Here is a 12,781-nt window from a genome sequence, read left to right on the forward strand (position 1 = left end):
ACACTGTAGAGCACCAGACGGAACGGGGGTGTAAAGCGGGGTAAAGATGGCCGGGGCTGCGGTAATTTCCGCAGCCCGCTGGAAGGTTATTCCCAGTTATCCAGTACGCGCTGGCGTACTGCTTCAGGGTAACCCTGGTCAAAGGAGGCATGCAGATGGCGTTTCTCCTGCAGGGTATCAAAGACCACTTTCGCCCCTTTGCCTGCGATGTACTCCGCTTCGTCATAGCATTGAGGCAGGCGTATCACTCGCTGGTCATCAAAGACCACGCGGCGGCCCACCGGGTGCACGCGGGTCGACAGCACCCATACCACTTCTCGCAGGTTGGTAGGATCGAAATCGTCATCCACCACGTACACTTTCGGAATAAAGACCATCGCATCGGTTTTAAATAGCACCTCGCCAATTCGGCGACTTAATGCTTCGCTACTGACGCCGGGCAGCCGTTCGCGCCAGTTTTGCGCCACTACCACCAGCAGCCAGTGCACGGTAGAATCCTCCGGGATCCAGGCGGTCGTAATCGGCAGGTTTGCCTCGCGCAGCGAGGTCAGCGCATCGGCGGCCAGGCCCATCGCCCAGAGGGTATGTGATTCGTCGGTAGGACGCCCCGTTATCGACATGGGCCAGATAGGATCGTCCCGGTGGGTAATGGTCTCTACGTGGAAGGTAGGCTGCGCGGACGAGCCTTCTCCCAGATAGCCGCCGTACTCCCCATATGGCCCCTCCTGGCAATCCCGTTCGATGGAGACATGCCCCTCGATAACAATTTCGGCCGTGGCGGGAACGTCCAGATCGATGCCGATTGCCCTTACCACCGGCACTGGCGCTCCCGCCATCGTACCGATGTAGTCAGCCTCATCCGCATGTGCCGGAATGGGAATACCGGACACGCACGAAATCGCTGGCGCAGGGCCCTGTACCAGCGCATAGGGCATAGGCTGACCCAATTTCACCCATTCGCCCCAGATCTGGCCAATATGCTGGCTTGGCACGATCAGCCCCACCATACGTTTGCCGTCCACCTTCATTACGCGGGCGATAGACCAGTTCACCCATTTACCGTCTGGGGTTTTGACAATCAGCGTGCCCCAGGTGTTGGCATAACGGCCACCGTCTTTATCATGTGCAAACGGGATAGGGAAACGATCGAGGCTGGCGTCATCGCCGCGCAAAATGTTCTGATGGCAAAGGGCATCGGCAGATCCCACGCGTACCGGCGGTATGCCGGGCTGACTGCGCGCGGCAGATAACGCTTCGATAATTTGCGGGCCAGTGGACTCGGGTGCCAGCCCCAGGGACATCGCCACACGGGCATAGGGCATGTCGCTGCGGGAGGAGAGGCTGGCCGGGGCGCCAAACAGACGAAAACCGGGCGCTACGCCGGCAACCTTATGAAATAGCGGGGCAGGGGACTGGCGTTCATAGCTGCGACGCGTGATAGCGCTCGGCTCAAAATCACCGTCAACTTCCCGGCGGACGTGCATGATATCGCCCATCTCATCCAGGGCATCAATAAAGCTTCTTAAATCATCGTAATATTTCATCTGACTTTCCTTAAGTCCTGGGACGCGGTTCGCCCCAACGTTGCGTTAATGCGTTATCAAGCCCGAACTGATCGAGGATGCGCGACGCGCAGTGGTTAATGATGTCGTCGGTGCTTTGCGGGTGGTTGTAAAAAGCGGGCATGGGCGGCAACATCATGGCGCCCGCACGGGTCAGGGCGAGCATGTTCTCCAGATGGATAGCGTTGAGCGGCGACTCACGCGGCACCAGCACCAGCTTGCGCTGCTCTTTTAAGGTGACGTCGGCGGCGCGGGCAATTAAACCATCACCGTAGCCACAGCGAATGGCGGCGAGGGTTTTCATGCTACAGGGCACGACGATCATCCCATCCACCCGAAACGAACCGCTGGAGATGGCCGCCGCCTGGTCATGTTCGCTGTAACTCTTTGAGGCGAGGGCCAGAACCTCCTGTACACTGTAGGGCGTTTCCAGTTGGAGGGTTGCGCGTGCCCATTTCGAGATGACCAGATGCGTCTCGACGCCCAGCTCTTTGAGCGCGACTAGCACGCGCACACCAATGGCGGCGCCGGTTGCGCCCGTCATGCCAACAACAATTTTCATGGGGTTTATAAGAACCTTTATGATATAGTTTGAACTTAAACTGTTTGTGTTCGAACTATATGGATATCGATTCAGGGAGTCAAGACAGCCAATGTCAAATCATCGCGACTTAATTCATGCCGCGCCGCTGTGGCCGCACGGTGATAGCTCACTTATGCACCTGATGCGCCGGGCGGGGCAGCACGCCACGCTCTGCTGGAGTCAGTGCGTGGACACGGGATTATCTGCCGTCCAGTACGCCATTCTGGTGGTGCTGGCCGAGGAGACCTCTTGCGATCAGCAAACGCTGGGCAGCCGGGCGGGCTTTGATAAAGCCACCGGCACCTATGTGATTGATCGTATGAGTAAGAGTGGATTACTGACGGTGCAGACCGATCCCGACAACCGCAGGCGCAAGCTGGTCTCGATGAGTGCGGAAGGCGAGGCGATGCTGGCGAAGATGATTACGCAGGCAAAACAGGCTGAAAACGTGATTACTGAAGGAATGAGTGCGCAGGATATTGCCGATCTGAAGCGACTTCTAAGCAAGATTGGTGGCCTGCAGGCGCCCTGAAAGGGCGTCCCACAGGATCAAGGTCAGGCGACCGCGCGGGCGTTCTCTTCGATATCCGCACTGACGCGCACGTCGTCGGCATCAAAGATCATGCAGTGGCGATCGTCAAAAGCGAGTTCAATCTTCTGCCACGGGGCAAATTTCACGTCGCCCGGCAGGAGGATCTTCACGTTGTCGTGACCATAACACTGACCGAACAGATAGGTATTGTTACCCAGTCGCTCCACCACTTCGCAGTTAAACGTGATGCGCGTCCCCAGGCGGGTATCGGTGGTTAAATGTTCCGGACGAATGCCCAGCGTCACCTGACTACCGGGGGCGAGCGGGGAGGTCTGGATCGCCAGGGTCAGAGAATGTTGCTGCGACAGGCTCACGGTTAGCTCCCCGGGTTGCCAGGCGGTGACGGTGGCGGGCAGGAAGTTCATTTTGGGTGAGCCAATAAACCCGGCGACAAACTTGTTCACCGGTTTGTAATAGAGATCCATCGGGGCGCCCATCTGCTCCACTTTGCCGTAATTCATCACCACAATTTTGTCGGCCAGCGTCATCGCCTCTATCTGATCATGGGTGACATAGACCATGGTGGTTTTCAACTCCTGATGCAGGCGTGCCAGATGCAAACGCATCTCCACCCGCAGTTCCGCATCCAGGTTGGAGAGGGGTTCATCGAACATAAAAACGCGTGGGTTACGCACAATCGCGCGGCCTATGGCCACACGCTGGCGCTGGCCGCCGGAGAGCTGCTTTGGTTTACGGTCCAGAAGATGCGAGAGCTGTAGCGTTTTGGCCACCATCTCAACCTGATGGCGAATCTGATCTTTAGGCACCTTATTCACTTTTAGCCCGTAGCCCATATTCTCGGCTACCGTCATATGCGGATAGAGCGCATAGGACTGGAATACCATCGCCACGCCGCGATGAGACGGCGCCACGTCATTCATCACCTCGTTGCCAATCAGCACCTCACCTTCGCTCAACTCTTCCAGACCGGCAATCATTCGCAGCAGGGTCGATTTACCGCAGCCAGAAGGGCCGACGAAAACGGCAAACTCACCGTCCTGAATATCCAGATTCACATTGTGCAGCGTAACGGTGTCGCCAAAACGTTTGGTGACACTCCTCAATTGTATATTCGACATTAACGTTCCCCGGTAAGCCGTCGTTTCTGTCATTTGTGTATTACGTATAACAATTCACAAAGACGTTGTCCGGCGGCGCAAATTATCTGTCACGACTATAACTTCCTCTATTTGCATGCCCTATACAGATATTTCATTAATGTTATGAGGATCACACAACTTACAGTTTTTTGTAGAGTTATCATGATGTGAAGGGTAGCGTATAACAAACCAAAGAGGTCAGGGACCATCCTTTGCAGGCCAGCTATAGCAGGTTTTGCAGGCGCAAGGATAGATCGTCTGGCACCATAACAACCCTAAAATTGTTATACCTTCACATGAGGTTGATAATGAAAAAGAACATTCTCGCTGCTCTTATCCTCTCTGCTATCGCCACCGTTCAGGTTCATGCCGCGCAGCAACTTAACGTCTGGGAAGACATCAAGAAATCTTCAGGCATCAAAGATGCGGTGAGCGACTTTGAAAAGCAGTACGACGTTAAGGTCAACGTGCAGGAGATGCCCTACGCACAGCAGCTGGAAAAACTGCGTCTGGATGGCCCGGCAGGTATCGGCCCGGATGTCCTGGTCATCCCTAATGATCAACTGGGCGGGGCCGTGGTGCAAGGGTTGTTAACCCCCCTGAATATGGCGGCTGGCGCGACTGAGCAGTACACACCGGCGTCAATCAACGCTTTCAAAATGGATAACGTCCTCTATGGCGTGCCTAAAGCGGTCGAAACGCTGGTCTTAATCTACAACAAAGACCTCATCGACAAACCGCTGGATAGCCTGCAGGCGTGGTACGACTTTTCTAAGCAACAGCGGGCGAAGGATCAGTACGGCCTGCTGGCGAAATTTGACCAGATTTACTACAGCTGGGGCGCGATTGAGCCGATGGGCGGCTACATCTTCGGTAAAAACGACAAAGGCGGCTATAACCCGCAGGACGTTGGGCTGAACAAACCGGGCGCGGTCGAAGCGGTTACCTTCCTGAAAAAATTCTATGCCGACAATGTCTTCCCGGCGGGGATTATCGGCGACAACGGCCTGAACGCCATCGACTCCCTGTTTACCGAGAAAAAAGCGGCGGCGGTGATCAACGGCCCCTGGGCTTTCCAGCCGTATGAAGCCGCGGGCATCAACTACGGCGTGGCGCCACTGCCGACCCTGCCGGATGGCAAGCCGATGAGCTCATTCCTGGGAGTGAAGGGCTATGTGGTCTCGACCTGGAGTAAAGACAAAGCGCTGGCGCAGAAATTCATCGAATTTATTAATCAGCCGCAGTACGTAAAAACCCGCTACGTGGCCACCCGTGAGATCCCACCGCTGACGGCAATGATTGACGATCCGCTTATCAAGAATGACGAGAAAGCCAGCGCGGTGGCGGTGCAGGCCGCGCGTGCATCTGCCATGCCGGGCATTCCGGAGATGGGTGAAGTGTGGGGCCCGGCAAACGCCGCGCTGGAGCTGAGCCTCACCGGTAAGCAGGATCCGAAAGCGGCGCTGGATGGCGCAGAAAAACAGGTTCAGATGCAAATCGAAGCCATGCAGGCCAGCAATCAGTAATTGTCAGAGGTAACAAAACGGGCGCCCCCGCGCCCGTTTTTTGAAAGGAGTGGTCAGTGAGTATCATCCCAGAAAATTATGCCAGCGCGCGGCCAGCCGGGCGTCATGCCTGGTGCGGCCTGCTGTTGGCGCTCATCCCGGGTTTCGGCCAGTTTTATCATCGTCAGTGGCTCAAGGGCGTTATCTTTCTCGTGCTGCTGGTAAGCTTTGTCGGCGTGTTTGCAGACTTCCTGGGCGAAGGGCTTTGGGGGCTGGTGACGTTAGGCGAAGAGGTACCGCGCGACAACTCTATTTTCCTGCTGGCAGAAGGGATTATCAGCGTGCTGATCATCGCCTTCGGCGTGGGACTCTATGCGCTTTCGCTGCGGGACGCGTGGGCCAACGGTCGTAAACGTGACGAGGGACAACAGCTTAACAGCGTGCGCAAGCAGTACCAGATGCTGCTGAGCGAAGGCTTCCCCTATCTGATGATCTCGCCCGGCTTTATTCTGCTGGTGTTTGTGGTGGTCTTTCCGATTCTGTTCGGGTTTGCCATCGCCTTCACCAACTACAACCTCTATCACACGCCGCCGGCGAAGCTGGTGGACTGGGTTGGTTTCAAGAACTTTATCAACATTTTCACCCTCTCCATCTGGCGTTCCACCTTCCTGGACGTGCTGCAGTGGACGGTGGTCTGGACGCTGCTGGCGACCACGCTGCAGTGTTCCGTCGGCGTGTTGTTAGCCATCCTGGTGAACCAGAAAGATCTGCGCTTCAAGCCGCTTATCCGTACCATCTTTATTCTGCCGTGGGCAGTGCCGGGTTTTGTCACTATTCTGGTGTTCGCCGGCATGTTTAATGACTCTTTTGGCGTCATCAACAATGCCATTCTGGCTTTCTTTGGTATTGCGCCCAGGGCGTGGATGACCGATCCGTTCTGGACCAAAACCGCGCTGATCATGATGCAGACCTGGCTCGGCTTCCCGTTTGTTTTCGCCATGACCACCGGCGTGCTGCAGGCGATCCCGGACGATCTCTACGAAGCCGCCACCATGGATGGCGCCAGCAGCTTTACCCGGCTGCGCACCATTACGTTGCCGCTGGTGCTCTACGCCATTGCCCCGATCCTGATCACGCAATACACCTTTAACTTCAATAACTTCAACATTATCTACCTGTTCAACAACGGCGGGCCGGCGGTAGTGGGGTCGAATGCCGGCGGGACGGATATCCTGGTGTCGTGGATCTATAAGCTCACCATGTCTTCGTCCCAGTATGCGATTGCCGCAACTATCACCATCCTGCTGTCGATCTTTGTCGTCGGGCTGGCGCTGTGGCAGTTCCGTGCCACCAAATCGTTCAAAAATGACGACATGGCATAGGAGAGAGAACAATGGCTCAATCACAAAGTATTAAACGTGAGAAGTGGCTCCGCCTCTCGCTCTCCTGGCTGGTGATCCTGCTGGTCTCCATCGTCATTATCTATCCACTGGTGTGGACGGTAGGGGCTTCGCTGAACGCGGGCAACAGCCTGCTCAGCTCGTCGATCATCCCGGAAAATCTCTCATTCCAGCACTATGCCGACCTGTTCAATGGCCAGGTGAACTATATGACTTGGTACTGGAACTCAATGAAAATCAGCTTTATGACCATGGTGCTGACGCTAATCAGCGTGAGTTTTACCGCCTATGCCTTCTCGCGTTTTCGCTTTAAGGGGCGGCAAAACGGGCTGATGCTGTTCTTGCTGCTGCAGATGATCCCGCAGTTCTCGGCGCTGATTGCCATTTTCGTCCTCTCGCAGTTGCTGGGGTTGATCAACAGCCACCTGGCGCTGGTGTTGATTTACGTCGGCGGCATGATCCCGATGAACACCTATCTGATGAAAGGGTATCTGGATGCGATCCCGAAGGATCTGGACGAATCGGCCCGCATGGATGGGGCCAGTAACTTCCGTATCTTCATCGAGATCATTATGCCGCTGTCAAAACCGATTCTGGCGGTGGTGGCGCTCTTCTCCTTCACCGGGCCGCTGGGGGATTTCATTCTTTCCAGCACCATTTTGCGTACCCCGGACAAATACACCTTACCTATCGGGCTTTATAACCTGGTGGCACAAAAAATGGGTGCCAGTTACACCACCTACGCGGCAGGGGCAGTGCTGATTGCCGTGCCGGTGGCGATCCTCTATCTGGCGTTACAAAAATACTTCGTCTCCGGCCTCACCTCCGGCAGTACCAAAGGATAAGCACATGAAAAGATTCCAGCCCGCTCTGCTTGCGCTCTGCCTCTCGTGCGGATTTGCCGCCAGCACCTTCGCTGCTGATGCGCTGAAAACCCGTCCGTTTAACGGCATGCCGGATGATTTTATCAAAGGCGCGGATATCTCCACCTTGCTGGAGGCCGAGCAGCATGGGGCGACGTTTTACAATGCGCAAAACCAGAAGCAGGACGCCATCGCGATTCTGAAAGCGAACGGTGTGAATTACGTACGCCTGCGCCTGTGGGTTGACCCGCAGGACGGCCAGGGCAATACCTATGGCGGCGGCAGCAACAACCTGGAGAACACGCTCGCGCTGGCGAAACGCGTAAAGGCCCAGGGGATCAAATTACTGCTCGATTTCCACTACAGCGATTTCTGGACCGACCCGGGCAAACAGTACAAACCAAAAGCCTGGGAGAAAATGGACTATCCGCAGCTTAAAACGGCGATCCACGATTACACCCACGACGTTATAGCCCGCTTCAAGAAAGAGGGTGTGTTGCCGGATATGGTGCAGATTGGCAACGAAATTAACGGCGGGATCCTCTGGCCGGAGGGAAAAAGCTGGGGGCAAAACGGCGGGGAGTTTGACCGCTTAGCCGGGCTGCTGAATGCGGCCATCGACGGCCTGAAAGAGAACCTCACCGAAGGCGAGCAGGTGAAAATTATGCTGCATCTGGCTGAAGGTACGAAAAATGACACCTTCCGCTGGTGGTTTGATGAAATCACAAAGCGTAACGTGCCGTTCGATATTATCGGCCTGTCAATGTACACCTACTGGAACGGCCCCCTCAGCGCGCTGAAGGCCAACATGGATGACATCAGCCAACGCTACAACAAAGATGTGATCGTAGTGGAAGCCGCCTATGGCTATACCCTGGAAAACTGTGACAACGCAGAAAATAGCTTCCAGGCCAAAGAAGAGAAAGATGGCGGTTATCCTGGCACCGTCCAGGGCCAGTACGACTATATACACGACCTCATGCAGACCGTTATTGATGTGCCGGCGCAGCGTGGCAAAGGCATCTTTTATTGGGAGCCAACCTGGATTGCCGTTCCGGGTACCACATGGGCCACTAAAGCTGGCATGAAATATATCCACGATGAGTGGAAAGAGGGCAATGCCCGCGAGAATCAGGCCCTGTTTGATTGTCAGGGAAAAGTGTTGCCATCAATGACAGTATTTAAATAATCCCCCTCTGATTTCAGGAAGCTGTAAATATGACTAAATTCGCGCCTTTATTTCCTAAGGTTGCTGCGTTACTGCATGGCGCCGATTATAACCCGGAACAATGGGAAAATTACCCCGGTATTATTGAAAAAGACATTACCATGATGCAGCAGGCAAAATGTAATGTGATGTCAGTCGGGATATTTAGCTGGGCGAAACTCGAACCGCGCGAAGGGGAATATGATTTTGCCTGGCTGGATGCGGTAATTGAGAAACTTTACGCGGCGGGTATTCATATATTCCTCGCCACCCCGAGCGGTGCGCGTCCGGCGTGGATGTCGCAAAAATATCCGGAAGTGCTTCGGGTAGGGCGTGACCGCGTGCCGGCGCTGCACGGTGGGCGACACAACCACTGCATGACCTCGCCGGTCTATCGTGAAAAAACGCTGAAGATTAATCGCCTGCTGGCGGAGCGCTACTCGCAGCACCCCGCCGTGCTGGGCTGGCATATCTCTAACGAATATGGTGGCGAGTGCCACTGCGGCCTGTGTCAGCAAAAATTCCGCGACTGGCTGAAAGCGCGTTATAAGACGCTGGATGCACTCAACCATGCGTGGTGGAGCACCTTCTGGAGTCACACCTACACGGACTGGTCGCAAATTGAATCGCCCGCGCCGCAGGGTGAGGTCTCCATCCACGGCCTGAATCTGGACTGGCGACGCTTTAACACCGCGCAGGTGAGCGACTTCTGCCGTCATGAAGTGGCGCCACTCAAAGCGGTAAATGCCGACCTGCCGGTGACCACCAACTTTATGGAGTACTTTTACGATTACGACTACTGGCAGCTGGCGAAAGAGATCGATTTTATCTCCTGGGACAGCTATCCGATGTGGCACCGTGAGAAAGAGGAAACGACGCTGGCCTGCTACACCGCCATGTATCACGACATGATGCGTTCGCTTAAAGGCGGCAAGCCTTTTGTGCTGATGGAGTCTACGCCCAGCACCACCAACTGGCAGCCTATCAGTAAGCTGAAAAAACCGGGGATGCACCTCCTCTCGTCTCTACAGGCTGTGGCTCACGGGGCGGATTCGGTGCAGTATTTCCAGTGGCGTAAAAGCCGCGGCTCGGTAGAGAAGTTCCACGGGGCAATTATCGACCATGTGGGGCATCTGGATACCCGCGTCGGGCGTGAGGTGAGCAAGCTCGGCGATATGCTGGCGCGTCTGTCGGTGGTGGCGGGTTGCCGCACCGAGGCGCGGGTGGCCATAATCTTTGACCAGCAGAGCCGCTGGGCGATGGACGATGCCGCAGGCCCGCGCAATATGGGCCTGGAGTACGAAAAAACCGTGAATGAGCACTACCGTCCCTTCTGGGAGAAAGGCATTGCCGTTGACGTGATCGATGCCGACCAGCCGTTGAGCCAGTACGCGCTGGTGATTGCCCCTATGCTCTACATGGTCCGCCAGGGATTCGCCGAACGCGCCGAAGCCTTTGTGGCCGAGGGAGGCCATCTGGTCACGACCTACTGGAGCGGTATTGTGGATGAAACCGATCTCTGCTTTACGGGCGGCTTCCCTGGCCCGCTGCGCAAGCTGCTCGGGATCTGGGCGGAAGAGATCGACTGTCTGGGCGAGGGGGAACGTAACCTGGTGCAGGGGCTGGCGGGCAATGCGTCGGGTCTGCAGGGGCCGTACCAGGTGCGTCATCTCTGCGAGCTGATCCACACCGAAACCGCCCATGCGCTGGCGACCTACCGGGATGATTTTTATGCCGGTCGACCGGCGGTAACGGTTAACCGCTTTGGCAACGGCAAAGCCTGGCACGTGGCGTCGCGCAACGATCTGCAATTCCAGCGTGACTTCTTCGCAGGCATTATTAACGAACTGGCGCTGCCGCAGGCCGTCGATGCTGATTTCCCACCGGGCGTGGTGGCTACCGCCCGTACTGATGGCGAGAGTACCTGGGTATTTGTGCAGAACTTCACGGCGCAGCAACAACTGGTCACGCTGCCAGAGGGCTATACCGACAGTATGAACGATGCCGCGGCGGTGGGCGAAACCGTGCTCCTGCCGTGGGATTGTCGCGTGCTGAAGCGCAGGGCATAACACCCGGCGCCACGCATAACACGCCTGCTCAAATGAGCAGGCATTTTTTTACCCCTGGATACCCTAAATCATTCGGCTTGCAGACCAGGATGCGTATCGCGTTTGCAGCGTGAAGGATGACGGATATAACCGAGAGGCTACTGATGGATACCAAAATCACTCAGCGTTTAATTCCGGCGTTTGGCGGAGAAGAGAATATCGAACATATCGAAGCCTGTATTACCCGCCTGCGCGTCACGGTAAAAGATTTAAATAAGGTTGACTCGCAGGCAATACAGGAGGAGGGGGCGTTAGGGGTCATTATTATTGGGCAACAAGTCCATGCGATATTTGGCCGACAATCCGATACCTTGCGCCAATTACTCGACGACCATTTTAATGGCCGTAAATAAATAAAAAAAACGGGATAGCCAATAAATGGTTATCCCGTAAAGGCCAAAATAACTACCCAGTGTTGGAGATAAAATAATGATAACAGGCAAATCAGAGAATAATGCTTACCACCAGGCTTCAACCTGGATGCCAAAGTTCCAGTTATTATTCGCGGTGCCATCCTGGAATGATTGACCCTTCTCAGAATCATTCAGATAAGAGGCAAATACGCGCAGTTCCGGACGCGACATAAAATCAGGGCCATCCGCCAGACCCAGAGCGATGGTGTACTTCTCGCCGCTCTGTTTGTATTTCGCGCCGTCGGTGTAGGTGTCTTTCTGATAGAACCCGCCTACCTCGCCGATAAGACGCACATACTCCGTAAACTGATACTGCGCGCGGCCGACGAGGGAGATCAGGCGTGACTTCTCGGTGTAGAGGGTGGTGTCATCCGCCGAGCCCCAGGTGAGAACGTGGTTGAAAGAGAGCTTATCGGTGATGGGAATCAAGCCGGTGTTGATAACACGGTAACCCGAAGCATCGTTGACATAGTTCCACATGTCATACCAGCCTCCGCCCTGAGAGACCATATTCTGCGCCAGCCCTTTGTTGGCATACTGCAGCACCAGCTTGTTATAGCCGCCCAGCATCTCCTGGCTAATCTCGCCGGTGACCATCACGCCGTTATCAGCGTCATACAAGCCGCCGTACTCTTTCTGCTTGTTGGTGGGGTTTGGCATCGCGTAATCGATGCCCACTTCGGTCCACGCGCCTGCCCAGGGTTTCCAGCCGGCGTAGCGTACGTCGATATAGTTGATGTTGACATCGTTGTCACCATCCACGCGGTAATCCACGTCATTGGCATCGCCACGGATCCACGCCACGGAGATGGCACCGGGGCCGAGGGTGTAGTTTTCAATACCGGCACCGGCGCCGGAAATGTTCCAGTATTTGGTATCGATGATGTGCAGGTCATGACGCTGGTAATAGCGTTTACCGCCCCAAATTACCGCGTTAGGATCGCCCGGGATCAGCCCTTTGATCTGCAGGTTGAGCTGACGCAAGCCGAACTCGGCGTCGTCATCCAGGGTCGATTCGTTGTCATTCGAGCCATCGGACACCATGCTGACCATACTGTCGAGGTAAAAACTGACATCGTTCTTCTTGTAAACTTCTGAGCCTAACTCCAGCTCACCGTAGGTGTCGGTCTCGTTACCCAGACGACCAATCTTGTTTTTTTGCCACTCTTCCATCCCGCCATCCCGCGAGACGCCCACACCAGAGCGAAGATATCCATGGAAATCAATAGGTACTGAAGACGCCGCTAACAGCGAAGGTGAGGCCAGCGCAGCCGCCAACGCAACGGATACAGAGCGGATCGTAGTGTTCATTGTAACCCTCTTATTGTTTTGTAATACGTTCACAAATCCGCTGTCATAAAATGCCTAAACTCTTTTTGTGGCAATTGTGATGTCATAAATGTGTGATTAAGTGCAAATAAAACAGCGAGATTTGTTACGAGAGATGA

11 protein-coding genes are annotated in these 12,781 nt (G+C 55.2%); 7 read left to right on the plus strand and 4 right to left on the minus strand.

Features of this window, described 5'->3' with window-relative positions; translation table 11 throughout:
- Nucleotides 1-86 precede the first annotated feature (86 nt).
- Nucleotides 87-1,544 carry a UbiD family decarboxylase gene (locus tag WFN75_RS03725; RefSeq protein WP_336995635.1) on the minus strand — a complete coding sequence of 486 codons (1,458 nt, stop codon included), beginning with the start codon at nucleotides 1,542-1,544 and terminating at the stop codon, nucleotides 87-89.
- A gap of 10 nt (nucleotides 1,545-1,554) precedes the next feature.
- Nucleotides 1,555-2,124, minus strand: a complete 570-nt coding sequence (locus tag WFN75_RS03730; RefSeq protein WP_046886654.1) for a UbiX family flavin prenyltransferase — start codon at nucleotides 2,122-2,124, stop codon at nucleotides 1,555-1,557.
- A 91-nt stretch (nucleotides 2,125-2,215) separates the two neighbouring features.
- Here WFN75_RS03730 and WFN75_RS03735 point away from each other — a divergent pair, with 91 nt between their 5' ends.
- On the plus strand, nucleotides 2,216-2,677 hold the full coding sequence (locus WFN75_RS03735; protein WP_040076254.1) for a MarR family winged helix-turn-helix transcriptional regulator: 462 nt from the start codon (nucleotides 2,216-2,218) through the stop codon (nucleotides 2,675-2,677).
- 23 nt (nucleotides 2,678-2,700) lie between these two features.
- Here WFN75_RS03735 and WFN75_RS03740 read toward each other — a convergent pair whose 3' ends face one another.
- The gene (locus tag WFN75_RS03740; protein WP_336995636.1) at nucleotides 2,701-3,816 is read right to left on the minus strand and encodes an ABC transporter ATP-binding protein; all 1,116 of its coding nucleotides are present in this window, start codon (nucleotides 3,814-3,816) and stop codon (nucleotides 2,701-2,703) included.
- A gap of 329 nt (nucleotides 3,817-4,145) precedes the next feature.
- Here WFN75_RS03740 and WFN75_RS03745 point away from each other — a divergent pair, with 329 nt between their 5' ends.
- The 6 genes from WFN75_RS03745 (at nucleotide 4,146) to WFN75_RS03770 (ending at nucleotide 11,273) form a co-directional block, all read left to right on the plus strand.
- Entirely contained in the window at nucleotides 4,146-5,363 is a 1,218-nt protein-coding gene (locus WFN75_RS03745) for an extracellular solute-binding protein (protein WP_040076252.1), read from the plus strand.
- Between the two features lie 56 nt (nucleotides 5,364-5,419).
- Nucleotides 5,420-6,724, plus strand: coding sequence for a carbohydrate ABC transporter permease (locus WFN75_RS03750; RefSeq protein ID WP_288821437.1), 1,305 nt, complete (start codon nucleotides 5,420-5,422; stop codon nucleotides 6,722-6,724).
- Nucleotides 6,725-6,735: 11 nt separating this feature from the next.
- A complete protein-coding gene (locus WFN75_RS03755; RefSeq protein ID WP_327061717.1) occupies nucleotides 6,736-7,587 on the plus strand; it encodes a sugar ABC transporter permease in 852 nt (283 codons plus the stop codon).
- 4 nt (nucleotides 7,588-7,591) lie between these two features.
- A complete protein-coding gene (locus tag WFN75_RS03760) occupies nucleotides 7,592-8,794 on the plus strand; it encodes a glycoside hydrolase family 53 protein (protein ID WP_207293436.1) in 1,203 nt (400 codons plus the stop codon).
- A 29-nt stretch (nucleotides 8,795-8,823) separates the two neighbouring features.
- Nucleotides 8,824-10,881 carry a beta-galactosidase gene (locus WFN75_RS03765; RefSeq protein ID WP_336995637.1) on the plus strand — a complete coding sequence of 686 codons (2,058 nt, stop codon included), beginning with the start codon at nucleotides 8,824-8,826 and terminating at the stop codon, nucleotides 10,879-10,881.
- A gap of 143 nt (nucleotides 10,882-11,024) precedes the next feature.
- Nucleotides 11,025-11,273, plus strand: a complete 249-nt coding sequence (locus tag WFN75_RS03770) for a PTS transporter subunit EIIB (protein ID WP_080346648.1) — start codon at nucleotides 11,025-11,027, stop codon at nucleotides 11,271-11,273.
- 105 nt (nucleotides 11,274-11,378) lie between these two features.
- On the opposite strand, the gene WFN75_RS03775 is transcribed toward WFN75_RS03770, so the two are convergent.
- Nucleotides 11,379-12,644 (minus strand): maltoporin, encoded by a 1,266-nt coding sequence (locus tag WFN75_RS03775; protein WP_046886646.1) that lies wholly within the window; start codon nucleotides 12,642-12,644, stop codon nucleotides 11,379-11,381.
- Between the last annotated feature and the right edge of the window lie 137 nt (nucleotides 12,645-12,781).

It is taken from the genome of Leclercia sp. UBA7405 (assembly GCF_037152215.1).
GTDB lineage: Bacteria > Pseudomonadota > Gammaproteobacteria > Enterobacterales > Enterobacteriaceae > Enterobacter > Enterobacter pneumoniae.